The 15,564-nt window shown below is 63.9% G+C and carries 16 protein-coding genes; 11 read left to right on the top strand and 5 right to left on the bottom strand.

What is annotated here, in order from left to right:
• Positions 1-9: 9 nt before the first annotated feature.
• Genes nuoI through nuoN form a run of 6 tightly spaced genes read left to right on the top strand, consistent with a single transcriptional unit; the run spans position 10 to position 6,290 of the window.
• A complete protein-coding gene (gene nuoI, locus N430_RS11325; RefSeq protein ID WP_003251442.1) occupies positions 10-558 on the top strand; it encodes an NADH-quinone oxidoreductase subunit NuoI in 549 nt (182 codons plus the stop codon).
• Positions 559-568: 10 nt separating this feature from the next.
• On the top strand, positions 569-1,069 hold the full coding sequence (gene nuoJ, locus N430_RS11320) for an NADH-quinone oxidoreductase subunit J (RefSeq protein ID WP_027920603.1): 501 nt from the start codon (positions 569-571) through the stop codon (positions 1,067-1,069).
• A 3-nt stretch (positions 1,070-1,072) separates the two neighbouring features.
• On the top strand, positions 1,073-1,381 hold the full coding sequence (gene nuoK, locus N430_RS11315; RefSeq protein ID WP_008096201.1) for an NADH-quinone oxidoreductase subunit NuoK: 309 nt from the start codon (positions 1,073-1,075) through the stop codon (positions 1,379-1,381).
• Positions 1,378-3,231, top strand: a complete 1,854-nt coding sequence (nuoL, locus tag N430_RS11310; RefSeq protein ID WP_060513526.1) for an NADH-quinone oxidoreductase subunit L — start codon at positions 1,378-1,380, stop codon at positions 3,229-3,231. Before nuoK ends, nuoL begins: the two co-directional genes overlap by 4 nt.
• Positions 3,232-3,280: 49 nt before the next feature.
• A complete protein-coding gene (gene nuoM / locus N430_RS11305) occupies positions 3,281-4,813 on the top strand; it encodes an NADH-quinone oxidoreductase subunit M (RefSeq protein ID WP_103446705.1) in 1,533 nt (510 codons plus the stop codon).
• 7 nt (positions 4,814-4,820) lie between these two features.
• Positions 4,821-6,290 carry an NADH-quinone oxidoreductase subunit NuoN gene (gene nuoN / locus N430_RS11300; protein ID WP_103446704.1) on the top strand — a complete coding sequence of 490 codons (1,470 nt, stop codon included), beginning with the start codon at positions 4,821-4,823 and terminating at the stop codon, positions 6,288-6,290.
• A 43-nt stretch (positions 6,291-6,333) separates the two neighbouring features.
• On the opposite strand, the gene N430_RS11295 is transcribed toward nuoN, so the two are convergent.
• Positions 6,334-6,639 (bottom strand): ogr/Delta-like zinc finger family protein, encoded by a 306-nt coding sequence (locus N430_RS11295; RefSeq protein ID WP_110639129.1) that lies wholly within the window; start codon positions 6,637-6,639, stop codon positions 6,334-6,336.
• Between the two features lie 201 nt (positions 6,640-6,840).
• On the opposite strand from N430_RS11295, the gene N430_RS11290 reads away from it, so the two are divergent.
• Positions 6,841-7,227, top strand: coding sequence for a helix-turn-helix domain-containing protein (locus N430_RS11290; protein WP_110639130.1), 387 nt, complete (start codon positions 6,841-6,843; stop codon positions 7,225-7,227).
• A gap of 2 nt (positions 7,228-7,229) precedes the next feature.
• Here the strand turns inward: N430_RS11290 and N430_RS11285 are convergent, their stop codons facing one another.
• Genes N430_RS11285 through N430_RS11275 form a run of 3 tightly spaced genes read right to left on the bottom strand, consistent with a single transcriptional unit; the run spans position 7,230 to position 8,213 of the window.
• Positions 7,230-7,592 (bottom strand): hypothetical protein, encoded by a 363-nt coding sequence (locus tag N430_RS11285; protein ID WP_110639131.1) that lies wholly within the window; start codon positions 7,590-7,592, stop codon positions 7,230-7,232.
• Entirely contained in the window at positions 7,585-7,956 is a 372-nt protein-coding gene (locus N430_RS11280) for a head completion/stabilization protein (protein WP_110639132.1), read from the bottom strand. Before N430_RS11280 ends, N430_RS11285 begins: the two co-directional genes overlap by 8 nt.
• A gap of 11 nt (positions 7,957-7,967) precedes the next feature.
• Entirely contained in the window at positions 7,968-8,213 is a 246-nt protein-coding gene (locus N430_RS11275; protein ID WP_110639133.1) for a helix-turn-helix domain-containing protein, read from the bottom strand.
• Positions 8,214-8,443: 230 nt separating this feature from the next.
• On the opposite strand from N430_RS11275, the gene N430_RS11270 reads away from it, so the two are divergent.
• Positions 8,444-10,507 (top strand): TonB-dependent receptor domain-containing protein, encoded by a 2,064-nt coding sequence (locus tag N430_RS11270; RefSeq protein WP_110639134.1) that lies wholly within the window; start codon positions 8,444-8,446, stop codon positions 10,505-10,507.
• A gap of 9 nt (positions 10,508-10,516) precedes the next feature.
• Here the strand turns inward: N430_RS11270 and N430_RS11265 are convergent, their stop codons facing one another.
• Positions 10,517-11,581 (bottom strand): AI-2E family transporter, encoded by a 1,065-nt coding sequence (locus tag N430_RS11265; protein WP_110639135.1) that lies wholly within the window; start codon positions 11,579-11,581, stop codon positions 10,517-10,519.
• A 129-nt stretch (positions 11,582-11,710) separates the two neighbouring features.
• Here N430_RS11265 and yegQ point away from each other — a divergent pair, with 129 nt between their 5' ends.
• The 3 genes from yegQ (at position 11,711) to N430_RS11250 (ending at position 15,551) form a co-directional block, all read left to right on the top strand.
• On the top strand, positions 11,711-13,045 hold the full coding sequence (yegQ, locus tag N430_RS11260; protein ID WP_110639136.1) for a tRNA 5-hydroxyuridine modification protein YegQ: 1,335 nt from the start codon (positions 11,711-11,713) through the stop codon (positions 13,043-13,045).
• A 78-nt stretch (positions 13,046-13,123) separates the two neighbouring features.
• Positions 13,124-14,815: a copper resistance system multicopper oxidase gene (locus tag N430_RS11255; RefSeq protein WP_110639137.1), complete on the top strand. Its 1,692-nt coding sequence runs from the start codon at positions 13,124-13,126 to the stop codon at positions 14,813-14,815.
• Positions 14,808-15,551, top strand: a complete 744-nt coding sequence (locus N430_RS11250) for a copper resistance protein B (protein WP_110639138.1) — start codon at positions 14,808-14,810, stop codon at positions 15,549-15,551. Before N430_RS11255 ends, N430_RS11250 begins: the two co-directional genes overlap by 8 nt.
• Positions 15,552-15,564: the final 13 nt, after the last annotated feature.

Genomic DNA, 15,564 nt, shown 5'->3' with positions numbered 1-15,564 from the left:
ATTTGACCCATGTTCAAGTATATCGGCGACATCGTTAAGGGCACCGGCACCCAGCTGCGCAGCCTGGCAATGGTGTTCTCCCACGGGTTCCGCAAGCGCGACACCCTGCAGTACCCCGAAGAACCTGTGTACCTGCCGCCGCGCTACCGCGGCCGCATCGTCCTCACCCGCGACCCCGACGGCGAGGAGCGCTGCGTAGCGTGCAACCTCTGCGCGGTGGCCTGCCCGGTCGGCTGCATTTCGCTGCAGAAGGCCGAGACCGAGGACGGCCGTTGGTACCCGGAGTTCTTCCGCATCAACTTCTCGCGCTGCATCTTCTGTGGCCTGTGTGAAGAAGCGTGCCCGACCACCGCGATCCAGCTGACTCCGGATTTCGAAATGGCCGAGTTCAAGCGTCAGGACCTGGTGTACGAGAAAGAAGATCTGCTGATCTCCGGCCCCGGCAAGAACCCTGACTACAACTTCTACCGTGTTGCGGGTATGGCGATCGCTGGCAAGCCGAAGGGCTCTGCACAGAACGAAGCCGAGCCGATCAACGTGAAGAGCTTGCTCCCATAAGGACAGAAAGATGGAATTCGCTTTCTACTTCGCATCCGGGATCGCCGTGGTCTCCACCCTTCGGGTGGTGACCGGCACCAACCCCGTGCACGCCTTGCTGTACCTGATCATCTCGCTGATTTCCGTCGCGATGATCTTCTTCGCCCTGGGTGCGCCGTTCGCCGGCGCCCTGGAAGTGATCGCCTACGCCGGCGCCATCATGGTGCTGTTCGTGTTCGTGGTAATGATGCTCAACCTCGGGCCGGCCTCGGTCGCCCAGGAGCGGGGCTGGCTCAAGCCCGGCATCTGGGCAGGGCCGGTGATCCTGGCCGCCCTGCTGCTGCTGGAGCTGCTGTACGTGCTGTTCGTCTCGCCGAGCGGCGCGGCCATCAGCGGTACCACCGTCAGCCCTAAGGAAGTGGGTATCAGCCTGTTCGGCCCGTACCTGCTGGTGGTCGAACTGGCGTCGATGCTGCTGCTCGCTGCAGCGGTCACCGCCTTCCACCTGGGCCGCAACGAGGCGAAGGAGTAAATCATGGGTGCTATCCCTCTCGAGCATGGTCTGGCAGTCGCCGGCATCCTGTTCTGCTTAGGTCTGGTTGGCCTGATGGTCCGCCGCAACATCCTCTTCGTGCTCATGAGCCTGGAAGTCATGATGAACGCCTCTGCCCTGGCGTTCATCGTCGCCGGTGCCCGTTGGGTCCAGCCCGACGGCCAGGTGATGTTCATTCTGGTGATCAGCCTGGCAGCCGCCGAGGCCAGCATTGGCCTGGCAATCCTGCTGCAGCTGTATCGCCGCTTCCACACTCTCGACATCGATGCTGCCAGTGAGATGCGCGGATGAACCTTATCTTCCTGACTTTCGTCTTCCCCCTGATCGGCTTCCTGCTGCTGTCGTTCTCGCGTGGTCGGTTCTCGGAGAACCTGTCCGCGCTGATCGGCGTCGGTTCGGTCGGCCTCTCGGCCGCCGTGGCCGCCTACGTCATCTGGCAATTCAACGTCGCCCCGCCTGAGGGCGGCGCGTACAGCCAGCTGCTGTGGCAGTGGATGTCGGTGGATGGCTTTGCGCCGAACTTCACCCTGTATGTGGACGGCCTGTCGGTCACCATGCTGGGCGTGGTCACTGGTGTGGGCTTCCTGATCCACCTGTTCGCCTCCTGGTACATGCGTGGCGAAGCCGGTTACTCGCGCTTCTTCTCGTACACCAACCTGTTCATCGCCAGCATGCTGTTCCTGATCCTCGGCGATAACCTGCTGTTCATCTACTTCGGCTGGGAAGGCGTGGGCCTGTGCTCGTACCTGTTGATCGGTTTCTACTACAGCAACCGCAACAACGGTAACGCGGCACTCAAGGCGTTCATCGTCACCCGCATTGGCGACGTGTTCATGGCCATCGGCCTGTTCATCCTGTTCGCCCAGCTGGGTACCCTGAACGTGCAGGAACTGCTGGTGCTGGCACCGCAGAAGTTCCAGGCTGGCGACACCTGGATGGTCCTGGCAACCCTGATGCTGCTGGGTGGCGCGGTCGGTAAGTCGGCCCAGCTGCCGCTGCAGACCTGGCTGGCCGACGCGATGGCAGGCCCGACCCCGGTTTCGGCGTTGATCCACGCGGCAACCATGGTGACCGCGGGCGTGTACCTGATCGCCCGTACCAACGGCCTGTTCCTGCTGGCGCCGGACATCCTGCACCTGGTGGGTGTGGTGGGTGGCGTGACCCTGGTACTGGCCGGCTTCGCCGCGCTGGTACAGACCGACATCAAGCGTATCCTCGCCTACTCGACCATGAGCCAGATCGGCTACATGTTCCTGGCCCTGGGCGTTGGCGCCTGGGACGCGGCGATCTTCCACCTGATGACCCACGCCTTCTTCAAGGCCCTGCTGTTCCTTGCCTCCGGTGCGGTGATCGTTGCCTGCCACCACGAGCAGAACATCTTCAAGATGGGCGGCCTGTGGAAGAAACTGCCACTGGCCTACGCCAGCTTCGTGGTCGGTGGTGCTGCCTTGGCTGCCCTGCCGATCGTGACCGTGGGCTTCTACTCCAAGGACGAGATCCTCTGGGAAGCCTTCGCCAGCGGCAACACCGGCCTGCTGTACGCCGGCCTGGTCGGCGCGTTCATGACCTCGCTGTACACCTTCCGCCTGATCTTCATCGCCTTCCACGGCGAAGCCAAGACCGAAGCCCACGCTGGCCACGGCATCAGCCATTGGCTGCCGCTGGGCGTGCTGATCGTGCTGTCGACCTTCGTCGGCGCCTGGATCACCCCGCCACTGGCCGGTGTGCTGCCTGAGAGCGCCGGCCATGCCGGTGGCGAAGCCAAGCACGCGCTGGAGATCACCTCGGGTGCCATCGCCATCGCCGGCATCCTGCTGTCGGCCCTGCTGTTCCTCGGCAAGCGCAGCTTCGTCAGCGCGGTCGCCAACAGCGGCATCGGTCGTGTGCTGTCGGCCTGGTGGTTCGCCGCCTGGGGCTTCGACTGGATCTACGACAAGCTGTTCGTCAAACCTTACCTGCTGATCAGCCACGTCCTGCGCAAGGATCCGGTTGACCGCAGCATCGGCCTGATCCCTCGCCTGGCTCGCGGCGGCAACGTCGCCATGAGCAAGACCGAGACCGGCCAGCTGCGCTGGTACACCGCTTCGATCGCCGTTGGCGCAGTGCTGGTACTCGGCGCTGTAGTAGTGGCAGCGGTATGACCATGAACTTTGCGAACCTTGCGACTCTGCGAAAGGAAACCAACCCGTCATGATTTTGCCTTGGCTGATCCTGATCCCCTTCATCGGCGGCCTGCTGTGCTGGCTGGGTGAGCGCTTCGGCGCCACCCTGCCGCGCTGGATCGCGCTGCTGACCATGTCCCTGCTGCTCGGCATCGGCCTCTGGCTGTGGGCCCACGGCGACTACACCCTGGCCCCTGCCCCGGGCGCCGAACCCCACTGGGCGGTGGAATACAAAGTCCAGTGGATCCAGCGCTTCGGCATCAGCATCCACCTGGCCCTCGACGGCCTGTCGCTGCTGATGATCCTGCTCACCGGCCTGCTCGGTGTGCTGTCGGTGCTGTGCTCCTGGAAAGAGATCCAGCGCCACGTCGGCTTCTTCCACCTCAACCTGATGTGGATCCTCGGCGGCGTGGTCGGTGTGTTCCTGGCCCTGGACCTGTTCCTGTTCTTCTTCTTCTGGGAAATGATGCTGGTGCCGATGTACTTCCTCATCGCGCTCTGGGGTCACAGCTCGGCAGACGGCAAGAAGACCCGGATCTACGCGGCGACCAAGTTCTTCATCTTCACCCAGGCCAGCGGCCTGATCATGCTGGTGGCGATCCTGGGCCTGGTACTGGTCAACTACAGCAACACTGGCGTCATCACCTTCAACTACAGCGACCTGCTCAAGGCACAGCTGCCAGCCGGTACCGAGTACCTGCTGATGCTGGGCTTCTTCATCGCCTTCGCGGTGAAGCTGCCGGTGGTACCGTTCCACTCCTGGCTGCCTGACGCTCACGCCCAGGCACCGACCGCAGGTTCCGTGGACCTGGCCGGTATCTTGCTGAAGACTGCGGCCTACGGCCTGCTGCGCTTTGCCCTGCCGCTGTTCCCGAACGCCTCGGCTGAGTTTGCGCCGATCGCCATGACCCTGGGCCTGATCGGTATCTTCTACGGTGCCTTCCTGGCCTTCGCGCAGACCGACATCAAGCGCCTGATCGCCTTCTCCAGCGTCTCGCACATGGGCTTCGTGCTGATCGGTATCTACTCCGGCAGCCAGCAGGCCCTGCAAGGCGCGGTGATCCAGATGCTGGCCCACGGCCTGTCGGCTGCCGCGCTGTTCATCCTGTCCGGTCAGCTGTACGAGCGCCTGCATACCCGTGACATGCGTCAAATGGGCGGCCTGTGGCACCGCATCGCCTACCTGCCAGCCATCAGCCTGTTCTTCGCCGCGGCGTCGCTGGGCCTGCCAGGTACCGGCAACTTCGTCGGCGAGTTCCTGATCCTGATCGGCAGCTTCGTGCATGTACCGTGGATCACCGTGATCGCCACCACCGGCCTGGTGTTCGGTTCGGTGTACTCGCTGATCATGATCCACCGCGCCTACTTCGGCCCGGCCAAGGCCGACACCGTGCTGGCCGGCATGGACGGTCGCGAGCTGATCATGGTCCTCGGCCTTGCCGGGCTGCTGATCCTGCTGGGCGTGTATCCACAGCCGTTCCTCGACACCTCTGCCGCCACCATGAGTGGTGTGCAGCAGTGGCTCGGTTCCGCTTTCACTCAACTCGCTTCGGCCCGGTAAGAGCGCTATGGAATTCACCACTCAACACTTCATCGCATTGGCGCCGATGCTGATCACCACCATCACCACGGTGGTGGTGATGCTGGCGATCGCCTGGAAGCGCAACCACTCGCAGACCTTCCTGCTGTCCACCGTGGGCCTGAACCTGGCCCTGCTGTCGATCCTGCCGGCGCTGAAGGTCGCGCCGTTGGCGGTGACCTCGCTGGTCACCATCGACAAGTTCGCCTGCCTGTACATGGCGATCATCCTGGTCGCCACGCTGGCCTGCGTCACCCTCGCCCACGCCTACCTCGGCGAAGGCTCCAAGGGTTTCCCGGGCAACCGTGAAGAGCTGTACCTGCTGCTGCTGATGTCTGCCCTTGGTGGCCTGGTGCTGGTCAGCGCCAACCACCTGGCCGGCCTGTTCATCGGCCTGGAGCTGCTGTCGGTACCGGTCTATGGCCTGGTGGCGTATGCCTTCTTCAACAAGCGTTCGCTGGAAGCCGGCATCAAGTACATGGTGCTGTCGGCCGCCGGCTCCGCCTTCCTGCTGTTCGGCATGGCCCTGCTGTACGCCGACGCTGGCAGCCTGACCTTCGACCAGCTGGGCAAGGCCCTGGCCGCCACCAGCATGCCAAGCCTGCTGGCCCAGCTGGGCCTGGGCATGATGCTGGTCGGCCTGGCCTTCAAGCTGTCGCTGGTACCGTTCCACCTGTGGACCCCGGACGTGTACGAAGGCGCCCCGGCGCCGGTCGCCGCGTTCCTGGCCACCGCCAGCAAGGTTGCCGTGTTCGCCGTGGTGGTGCGCCTGTTCATGCTCTCCCCTGCTGCCAGCAGCGGCGTGCTGAGCACCGTCCTGGCCGTGATCGCCGTGGCGTCGATCCTGATCGGTAACCTGCTGGCGCTGACCCAGAGCAACCTCAAGCGCCTGCTCGGTTACTCGTCCATCGCCCACTTCGGCTACCTGGTCATCGCCCTGGTCGCCAGCAAGGGCCTGGCCCTGGAAGCCATGGGCGTGTACCTGGTCACCTACGTGATCACCAGCCTCGGCGCCTTCGGTGTCATCACCCTGATGTCCTCGCCTTACGGCGGCCGCGACGCCGACGCGCTGTACGAGTACCGCGGCCTGTTCTGGCGCCGCCCGTACCTGACCGCCGTGCTGACCGTGATGATGCTGTCGCTGGCGGGTATCCCGCTGACCGCCGGCTTCATCGGCAAGTTCTACATCATCGCCACCGGCGTCGAGTCGCAGCTGTGGTGGCTGGTCGGTGCCCTGGTGATCGGTAGCGCCATCGGTGTGTACTACTACCTGCGCGTCATGGTCACCCTGTACCTGGTCGAGCCGAACCTGCGTCGCCACGACGCCCCGCTGAAGTGGGAACAGCGCACCGGCGGCGTGATGCTGCTGGCCATCGCCATTCTCGCCTTCGTCCTGGGTGTGTACCCGCAGCCACTGCTGGAAATGGTCCAGCACGCAGGCCTGCAACTGCTTGGCTGATCACAGCTGAAAAACAAACACCCCGCACATGCGGGGTGTTTTTTTATCTGCGTTTGGTGGCCGCCTCGGTGGGCTTTCCCAGCCCTGGGCCACCCGGCGAGCTTTCATTGCGCGCCAGGGCAGCAGACTTGCGCAGTTCCTTGCTGGCCGAAGGCAAGTGCACTTCTGGGTTGGGCATGCCACTGGGCGAAAGTTCGTGGGTCATTTCAAACTCCGCCCTCACCGACCAGCCGCAGGCCTCATTGATACATTGCAAGTAGGCTACGCGCAGGAAGATATGCCGACCTTCACTGGTCCGAATGCGCATACGGCTGTTGCAGTGGGGGCAGACAAGCTTGTAGGTACTCACGCAATGTACCTGCGCGTGCTGCTTGAACCATCACGCTGTAGGAAAAGCCCGCCATTGGCCCGAGCATTGACTACGATTCTAGAAAGTTTTTTCATCATATTACTTCTCATGCCAAGATATCTCCTCAAATCGGATTGAAAATATTCATAACGAGTATTCTAAGCCCAAGGAATGTTGTTAAACCAGTCATGGATATTTGTTATGAGTAGCCACTTGTTTGCATCGGTGCTGGCACGCCTCAAGCTACTGACCGGCTCGAATACCGACGTTCAGCTGGCAAGGGCTTTGGCAGTCAGCCCGCAGACCCTGAGCAGCTGGAAAGTACGCGACAGCATTCCATACTCACTTTGCATAGACCTTGCCCGACAGCACAGCTGCTCGCTGGACTGGCTGCTTCTGGGTGAGCGCGATGACAGCCGTGCGCCGGAAAGCCAGGACAACTGGCAGAGCGACATGCTCGACCGGCTACGCGAGCTTTCCCATTCAGACCGCCAGTCGGTGCTGCTGTACATCGAAGACAAGCAGCGTATCCGTCAGCTCGAGCGGCAATTGCAGGAGCTGACAAAGCGCTCGCCTGCGACACAGTAAGATCAGCCTCGGCGGCGCCAGCGCTGGATGAGCTCGCGCAGGTCTACCGAGTCCAGCCAGACCAGCACCTTCAAGGTAATCGGGATAACCACTACCGCAGCGGCGAACGCGGCCATGCCACGGGACAGCATTGGCGCCATCGCGTGCAACAGCGGCTCGAACAAGTAACCGACCCCCAGGGTCAGGAACACCAGCAACACCTGCTTGCGGGCAGACAGGCGCTTGCGCGAAACGATGATGAACCGATCCCGGGCGGCGCTTACCAGCAAGGCCCCCAAAAGCGCACCGAACAACGCCCTGCCCTCGGTATCCAGCAATTCGTAGAAAGCAGCGATAGCGGCCTCCATCAGGTAGGGCTCATCCATGTGCAGTTCCTCCGCCGGCTGTCGGCCCGGCATGCAGGCCACGCCTTACCGCAGCCGCAATGAAGTACCGATAGCAGACTGACAGCGCCCTGCCGCTGGCATGCCCGGCCACCTCTTCAAGGCGCCGGTAACCGCGACGACGCAACGCGCTACGCCAGCTTGCGAATTCCCTGGCGGCATCGATGGCGGCGCAGCGCGCGGCCAAGGCAAGGCGCGCCTCACTGACCGCCTCGCCAAGCTGCAGGTGTTCACGTAGCACGCTCAGTTCGATGCGTGGCCAAAAGGGATCGTGACAATCAGGAAACCGTGAAGCATTGAACGAAGGCTCGGTTGGAGATTGCGGGGTTAAGTGTTCTGCACGCATGTCGTTCCTCACTACTCGGCCAGCATGCCGTAGCGGATAGCTTTGATGACGGCTGCGACGCGCGTGGGAACATCGAACTTGCGCAGCAGGTTGGAGACGTGAAAGTTCACCGTCGACTCTTTGCACTGCAGGATCTGACCGATCTCCCATGAAGTCTTGCCGTAGGCGCACCACAACAGCACTTGCTGTTCACGTGGTGTCAGGTGAATCGGCGCATCGGCATGGCTTTCAGGTGTCCGTCGCAGGTTGGTGTCCATCACTGAGTTCCCCAAGTAGTCGCCAGATTGGGCAGCGCGGAGTGCTGCCGCCTATGGGGCCACCTTACGGACGCCGGCCTTGCCTGCTCCAGCGATGCAACTTGTAAAGAACCGTCTTACACATCCGTCCAACACGAGCTACACAGGAAAATTTCTTATCGCCGTGCTTCGATCGGCTTTTCGCGCGTCACAACGCCGTTGCCCGTCCGCCTATCGCCTGGAGTTGTACGATGCGTCCCGTTTTACCCCTCTCGTCTTACCTTGGTCTGCTGGCCCTATTCACCGTCAGCCAGCACGCCACGGCAGCGCCTGCCGTCGAATTGGGCCAGGTACTGATCAACGACGAGGAGCAAAGCGAACTGGACGATGCCCGCGAACGCCTGCGAGCAGTACCGGGTGCCACCAACCTGGTGGACATGCAAACTGTCGGGCAAGGCCGTGTTGCCAGCAACCAGGATGTGCTGGCCTACCAGCCCGGCGTGTTCGCGCAGTCGGCGGGTAACGATGGCATCAAGCTGTCGATCCGCGGCTCGGGCATCAACCGTGCGCCGGGTGCCCATGGCTCCGGGGTCTACACGATGTTCGACGGCCTGCCTCTGACCGGCCCGGGGGGTACGCCTTACGAGCTGTTCGAACCCCTGTGGCTGAGCCGTGCCGAAGTGCTGCGCGGGGCCAACGGCTTCGATCAAGGCTCGCTGGCCCTGGGCGGGGCCATCAACTACGTGACCCACACCGGCTACGATGCCGCGCCGCTGCAGGTGCGCTACGAGGCCGGCAGCCGCGGCTACCAGCACCGGCAGATCAGCTCCGGGCAGGTGCTGGGCAACCTCGATTACTACGTGGCCCTGACCGACTCGGAGTACGACGGCTATCAGGAACACAGCAGCGGCAGCTCGAAAGGCATCGCCGCCAATGTCGGCTACCGCTTCAACCCGAACCTGGAAACGCGCTTCTACCTGCGTTATCGGGAAACCGAAAACGAGCTGGCCGGGCGTTTGACCAAGGAGCAGATCAAGCACGATCCACGCGCCGCCAACCCAAGCTACCTGTCGCGCAACGACAGCCGCCCGCAACCCGGCAGCACCTGGGTGGGCAACAAGACCACCTTCTTCCTCGATGACGATTCGCGGCTGGAGACGGGGCTTGTCTATCACGACTACCCGATGGACCTGCGCGAAGGCCCGATGCGCCTCAAGGTGGCCTACACCGATGTCAGCGGCACGCTGAACTACTTCCGCCGTGACACCCTGTTCGGTCACGAAAGCAAGACCACCCTTGGCTGGCGCACCACCAAGCATCTGCCCAACAGTGGCGCCTCGCAGTTCTCGCGGGTCAACGATGTGGTCGGCGCCCGCACACGCGACTTCAGCTACCAGGGCTCGGACACGGTGTTGCATGCCGGTAATGACCTGGAACTGGTCCCGAACCTGTGGCTGACCACGGGCCTGGCGATGATCTACACCCGTCGGGAAAGCGATGTCACTTACCCGGCCAGTGGTGGCAAGGTCAGCCAGCATGATTGGGACTATGCGCCTCGTGTGGGCCTGCGCTACGACATTCGCCCGGACCTTCAGGTTTACGGCAACCTCAGCCGCTCGGTGGAGCCACCGCACCCGTGGTCGCTGGTGTGGAGCGCGCCGGTCAACAACCAGCCGATGAAGATGCAGAACCAGACCGCCACCACCCTGGAACTGGGCGCCCGCGGTGACTCGGCGCTGGGGCATTGGGACCTGGCCTGGTACTACTCGCAGGTACGTCACGAACTGCTCAACGTGGAAGTCGTGCAAGGCTTGCCGTTCAAGGAATTCAACGCCAGCCCTACCGTGCACCAAGGCGTCGAGGCCGGGCTGGACAGCATCCTCTGGGCGCAACCCGGCACTGGCAAGCTGAGCCTGCGCCAGGCCTACACCTTCAGCGACTTCCACTACCGCGATGACGACAAGTTCGGCGACAACCGCCTGCCCGGCATCCCCATGCATTACTACCAGGCCGAGCTGCGCTACGACTGGCCGAGCGGGTTCTACGCCGGGGTCAACACGCAGATGGCGTCGAAGGTGCAGGTCGACTACGCCAACAGCTACCACGCCGACGCCTATGCCCTGCTCGGTGCGCGCCTGGGCTGGGATTCGCCGAAGCAGGACTGGCAGACCTGGCTGGACCTGCGCAACCTGACCAACCAGCGCTACGCGGCAACCGTGACGCCGGGGTACGACGATGCCGGGCAGGACGTGGCCCGCTCGACACCGGGCGAAGGCTTTGGCGTCTACGCCGGGGTTTCGTACAGCTTCCGTTGACTGAACGCCTCAGGACGGTAACTGCACCTGAGGTTTCGTCGCGGCGAAGATTGCCCAACTGGAGACGAACAACGCCGCGATCAATGGCCCGATCACGAAGCCATTGAGCCCGAATACCGCCAAGCCGCCAAGGGTGGACACCAGGATCAGGTAATCGGGCATCCGCGTGTCCTTGCCCACCAGGATCGGCCGCAGCAGGTTGTCCACCAGGCCGATCACCAGTACCCCGAACGCCGTCAGGATCACTCCCGGCAAAATCGCCCCGGTAAGCAGGAAATACGCGGCCACCGGCGCCCAGACAATCCCCGCCCCCACCGCCGGCAACAGCGACAGAAACGCCATCAGCACCGCCCAGACCAGCGCACTGGGAATATCCAGCACCCAGAAGATGAAGCCACCCAGCGCGCCCTGGGTGATGGCCACCAGCACATTGCCCTTGACCGTGGCCCGTACCACCCGGTTGAACTTCAGTTGCAGCCGGCGCTTCTGGTGTTCCGGCAGCGGCACGGCAAGGCGCACCCGGCGCGCCACGTCGGCCCCCTCGCGCAGGAAGAAGAACAGCAGGTACATCATGATGCCGAAGCTCACCAGGAACTCGAAGGTGCCCTGGCCAAAGTTGAACGCCTGGCTGGCCAGCACCTGGCTGCCCTGGGTAGCCCACTTGGTGATCTTGTCGCGCAGGCCGTCCAGGTTGCCCACGCCCATGCGATCCAGGCCGTGCTGGGCGAAGGCCGGGAGCATGTCCTTGCCGTGCTCGACGTAGCCGGCGATGTCCAGCTGCCCGCTCTCGATGCGCTGGTACAGCGCGGCGCCTTCTTGCACCAGCAAGGCACTGGTGACGATCACCGGCAGCACCGCCACCAGCAGGCATACCAGCACGGTGCAGCCCGCCGCCAGGTTGCGGCGGCGGCCAAAGCGAATCAGCAAATGACGCTGCAACGGCGCGAACAGGATGCTGAGAATCACCGCCCAGAAGATCGCGCCGTAGTACGGCAGCAGGATCCACACGAAGGCGATGGTCACCAGTGTCAGAAGTACTGCCAGGGCTTTGTTCTGCAGGGCGTCTTGGTTCATGGCGGCTCCTTGGGTGTCATGGTTATTAGTGCACACCACCTACGCAAAAGTGCCACGCTGACCTTGATTCAAATCAATACCCCGCCGCCGCTCAGCCGTTAGCATCCGCGCCTTTGCCCCGGTGCGCCCATGACCCTACCCGCCAAGCCCGAACTGCTTGCCCCCGCCGGCAGCCTCAAGACCCTGCGCTATGCCTTCGCCTACGGAGCCGACGCGGTCTATGCCGGCCAGCCGCGCTACAGCCTGCGGGTGCGCAACAACGAATTCGACCACGCCAACCTGGCGCTGGGCATCAGCGAGGCACATGCCCAGGGCAAGCGCTTCTATGTGGTGGTCAACATCGCGCCGCACAACGCCAAGCTGAAGACCTTCCTCAAGGACCTGGCACCGGTGATCGCAATGGCGCCCGATGCGCTGATCATGTCCGACCCCGGGCTGATCATGCTGGTACGCCAGCATTTTCCGCAGATGCCGGTGCACCTGTCGGTACAGGCCAACACGGTGAACTGGGCCAGCGTGCAGTTCTGGCAGCAACTGGGCCTGAGCCGGGTGATCCTGTCGCGGGAGCTGTCGCTGGAAGAGATCGAGGAGATCCGCCAGCACGTGCCGGACATGGAGCTGGAAGTGTTCGTCCATGGCGCACTGTGCATGGCCTACTCCGGTCGCTGCCTGCTGTCCGGATACCTGAACAAGCGCGATGCCAACCAGGGCACCTGCACCAATGCCTGCCGCTGGAAATACGAGGCCACGCCGGCCACCGAAGACGCCAGCGGAGACATCGTTCGCGAGGTCGAGCCGACCCTGGGCCTTGGCGCCCCCACCGAGCAGGTGTTCCTGCTGCAGGAAAGCAATCGCCCAGGCAGCGAGATGCCGGCCTTCGAGGACGAGCATGGCACCTACATCATGAACGCCAAGGACCTGCGCGCCATCCAGCACGTCGAGCGCCTGGCCGCCATGGGCGTTCACTCGCTGAAGATCGAAGGCCGCACCAAGTCGCATTTCTACTGCGCCCGGGCGGTCCAGTCATACCGCAAGGCCATCGACGACGCTGCGGCCGGGAGGCCGTTCGACCTGGCCCTGATGGACAACCTCGAATCGCTGGCGCAACGGGGATACACCGAAGGCTTCCTGCGCCGCCATGTACACGACGAGTACCAGAACTACCTGCGCGGCAACTCGTTGTCCGAGCGCCAGCAGTTCGTCGGCGAACTGACAGGGGTGCGCGTCGATGGCCTGGCCGAGGTCAAGGTGAAGAACCGCTTCGCCCTGGGTGACCACCTGGAATTGATGACCCCGCGTGGCAACTACCACTTCGACCTGCACCGCCTGCTCGATCGCCAACAGCGCGCCATCGAGGTGGCGCCCGGCGACGGCCACGTGGTGTACCTGCCGATTCCCGAGCAGGTTGCGCTGGATTACGGCCTGCTGATGCGTGACCTGGGCGACGCTGAACAGGCTGCCTGACACGGCTGTAATCTGCGCCTCAGCCAGCTGACAGGCGCAAACGGCGAGGATCGTGGCTCCCCTGCATGAGGCCACGCCATGTTGCGCAACCCTACCCGCCGCACCTTCGTCAAAGGCCTGGGCGCCGCCACCACGTTGGCCGGCCTGGGCTTGTGGCGGCCGCTGGCCCAGGCCAGCGATGGCCGCGAGCTGGCCGGCCAGCACTTCGAGCTGTTCATTGGCCAGACGCCGGTCAACATCACCGGCCGGCCACGCACCGCGCTGACCGTCAATGGCAGCCTGCCCGGCCCGCTGCTGCGCTGGCGCGAAGGTGATACGGTGACCCTGCGCGTGCGCAACCGCCTCGACCAGGACACCTCGATCCACTGGCACGGCATCCTCCTGCCGGCCAACATGGACGGCGTACCGGGCCTGAGCTTCGCCGGCATCGCCCCAGGTGGCGATTACCTGTACCAATTCACACTGCGCCAGAGCGGCACCTACTGGTACCACAGCCATTCCGGCCTGCAGGAGCAGGCCGGGGTGTATGGCGCAATCGTCATCGAGCCGCGCGAGCCCGAGCCGCATAGCTACCAGCGCGACCATGTGCTGCTGTTCAGCGACTGGTCCGAACAGGCGCCAGAAGCGTTACTCGCGACCCTGAAAAAGCAGTCCGACGCCTTCAACTACCACAAACGCACGCTCGCCGACTTTGTCTCCGACGTGGCGGACAAGGGTTGGGGCAATACCGTCGATGAGCGCCTGGCCTGGGCGCGCATGCGCATGAGCCCGACCGACCTCGCCGACATCAGCGCCGCCAGCTACACCTACCTGCTCAACGGCCAGCCCCCGGACGGCAACTTCACGTGCCTGTTCCAACCCGGCGAAACCGTGCGCCTGCGCCTGATCAATGCGTCGGCCATGAGCTATTTCGATTTCCGCATCCCGGGCCTCACGCTGACCGTGATCGCCGCCGACGGCCTGCCGGTGACGCCGGTGAGCGTGGACGAGCTGCGTATCGCAGTGGCCGAAACCTATGACGTATTGGTGACCGTCGGCGACCTGCCCGCCTATACCCTGTTCGCCCAGAGCATGGACCGCAGCGGCTATGCCCGCGGCACCCTGGCCCGTGCCATGGGCCTGCAGGCCGTGGTGCCAGCGCCTGACCCGCGCCCGGTGCTGAGCATGGCCGACATGGGCCACGGCAACATGGCCGCGATGGACCACAGCGCCATGGCCGGCATGGACCACGGCAGCATGGGCAGCATGCAGGACCATCCCGACAGCGAAACCGGCAACCCGCTGGTCGACATGCAGACCATGGCCCCCCGCGCCAACCTGTCCGACCCTGGCATCGGCCTGCGCGGCAATGGCCGCCGGGTGCTGACCTATGCCGACCTGCGCAGCCCTTACCCCGACCCGGATGGCCGCGAGCCTTCGCGGGATATCGAACTGCACCTGACCGGGCACATGGAGCGCTTCGCCTGGTCGTTCGACGGGGTCAAGTTCAGCGATGCCGCGCCGTTGCGCCTGGCCTACGGCGAGCGGGTGCGCATCACCCTGGTCAACGACACCATGATGACCCACCCCATCCACCTGCACGGCATGTGGAGCGACCTGGAGGACGAACACGGGCGCTTCCTGGTGCGCAAGCACACGGTCGACATGCCACCTGGCAGCCGCCGCAGCTACCGGGTCACGGCCGACGCCCTGGGCCGCTGGGCCTACCACTGCCACCTGCTCTACCACATGGAGACCGGCATGTTCCGCGAGGTACGGGTCGATGAATGAGATCAACAACCGGCGCCTGGTCACGGGTGTCGCCCTGGCCGCGCTGCTGGCCAGCGAACGGGCCATGGCCGCTGCTTCGCCCCTGCCCGGCCATCAGGTGCATGATCGTGCCGTCGATTGGGCAGTGATCGTCGATCAGCTGGAGTACCAGAACTTCGAAAGCAGCAGCGCCCTCAAGTGGAACGCCACGGCCTGGGTCGGTGGCGACATCGATCGCCTGTGGCTGCGCACCGAGGGTGAACGGCAACAAGGCAAGACCCACAAGGCAGAGTTGCAGGCGCTGTGGGGCCATGCGATCAGCCCCTGGTGGGAGTTGGTCGGCGGCCTGCGCCAGGACTTCAAGCCGGCCAGCGGGCAGACCTGGGCCGCCTTCGGCATCCAGGGCACCCCGCTGTATGGCCTGGAACTGGAAGCCACCGCCTATGCCGGCGAGCGACAACAGAGCGCACTGCGCCTGGAAGCCGCTTACGCTATCCTGCTGAGCAACCGCTGGATCCTCGAGCCGAACCTGGAAGCCAACTTCTACGGCCGCAACGATGCCGGCCACGAACAGGGCGCCGGGCTTGCCGACAGCGAAGTCGGCCTGCGCCTGCGCTACGAAATCAGCCGGGGCTTCGCGCCCTATGTCGGGGTAAGCTTCGAGCGCCTGCACGGCAACCGCGCCAGTCAGGCCCGTGAGGACGGCGATGACCTCGGCCAAACCCGTCTGGTGGCAGGCATACGCCTGCGTTTCTAAGGAGTTGTTCGAC

The organism is Pseudomonas sp. CC120222-01a (assembly GCF_003097235.1).
In the GTDB taxonomy this organism is placed as follows: domain Bacteria; phylum Pseudomonadota; class Gammaproteobacteria; order Pseudomonadales; family Pseudomonadaceae; genus Aquipseudomonas.
Note: the sequence above shows the minus strand (reverse complement) of the source record. Positions and strands in the feature narration are given on the sequence as shown.

Bases quoted from the DNA above. Each gene is read 5' to 3' on its own strand.
- nuoM (WP_103446705.1), top strand. From the start codon at position 3,281: ATGATTTTGCCTTGGCTGATCCTGATCCCCTTCATCGGCGGCCTGCTG.
- nuoK (WP_008096201.1), top strand. From the start codon at position 1,073: ATGGGTGCTATCCCTCTCGAGCATGGTCTGGCAGTCGCCGGCATCCTG.
- nuoJ (WP_027920603.1), top strand. From the start codon at position 569: ATGGAATTCGCTTTCTACTTCGCATCCGGGATCGCCGTGGTCTCCACC.
- N430_RS11285 (WP_110639131.1), bottom strand. From the start codon at position 7,592: ATGGATGAGCCCTACCTGATGGAGGCCGCTATCGCTGCTTTCTACGAA.
- N430_RS11255 (WP_110639137.1), top strand. From the start codon at position 13,124: ATGTTGCGCAACCCTACCCGCCGCACCTTCGTCAAAGGCCTGGGCGCC.
- nuoL (WP_060513526.1), top strand. From the start codon at position 1,378: ATGAACCTTATCTTCCTGACTTTCGTCTTCCCCCTGATCGGCTTCCTG.
- N430_RS11290 (WP_110639130.1), top strand. From the start codon at position 6,841: ATGAGTAGCCACTTGTTTGCATCGGTGCTGGCACGCCTCAAGCTACTG.
- N430_RS11280 (WP_110639132.1), bottom strand. From the start codon at position 7,956: ATGCGTGCAGAACACTTAACCCCGCAATCTCCAACCGAGCCTTCGTTC.
- N430_RS11270 (WP_110639134.1), top strand. From the start codon at position 8,444: ATGCGTCCCGTTTTACCCCTCTCGTCTTACCTTGGTCTGCTGGCCCTA.
- N430_RS11265 (WP_110639135.1), bottom strand. From the start codon at position 11,581: ATGAACCAAGACGCCCTGCAGAACAAAGCCCTGGCAGTACTTCTGACA.
- yegQ (WP_110639136.1), top strand. From the start codon at position 11,711: ATGACCCTACCCGCCAAGCCCGAACTGCTTGCCCCCGCCGGCAGCCTC.
- nuoI (WP_003251442.1), top strand. From the start codon at position 10: ATGTTCAAGTATATCGGCGACATCGTTAAGGGCACCGGCACCCAGCTG.
- N430_RS11275 (WP_110639133.1), bottom strand. From the start codon at position 8,213: ATGGACACCAACCTGCGACGGACACCTGAAAGCCATGCCGATGCGCCG.
- nuoN (WP_103446704.1), top strand. From the start codon at position 4,821: ATGGAATTCACCACTCAACACTTCATCGCATTGGCGCCGATGCTGATC.
- N430_RS11250 (WP_110639138.1), top strand. From the start codon at position 14,808: ATGAATGAGATCAACAACCGGCGCCTGGTCACGGGTGTCGCCCTGGCC.